We start from the raw sequence: 289 nt of genomic DNA, 5'->3' as shown, positions 1-289 counted from the left end.
CATCAGGTAGTGTCCGAGGTTGTTGCGCTGCCCGATGTGTCCGATTACGCCTTGCCCGCTGTAAACGATGATGTTTTGAAACAGAGGGGTGTCTTCCCAGCCGGCAAACTGGATGACGACGATACAGGATTGAAGCAGGGAGCCGATAAGCAGGGACCAGGCAAACAGGGTAACGATGCGTTCTTGTCCGTAGTGTGCGACCAAACTCTTGCAGGCCCACGCGCCGACGGCGAGCAAGATGAAAATCCAAGAGACGATGTCGTTCATACCGGGGTAGATCAGGTTCATC

General features: G+C 54.7%; 1 pseudogene. It reads right to left on the bottom strand.

The features are described from left to right. A pseudogene (locus ACI43T_RS12020) lies at positions 1 to 289 on the bottom strand (O-antigen ligase family protein); the annotation flags it as partial.

Origin of the sequence: Neisseria oralis (assembly GCF_045062685.1) — a bacterium.
Taxonomy (GTDB): domain Bacteria; phylum Pseudomonadota; class Gammaproteobacteria; order Burkholderiales; family Neisseriaceae; genus Neisseria; species Neisseria oralis.
Note: the sequence above shows the minus strand (reverse complement) of the source record. Positions and strands in the feature narration are given on the sequence as shown.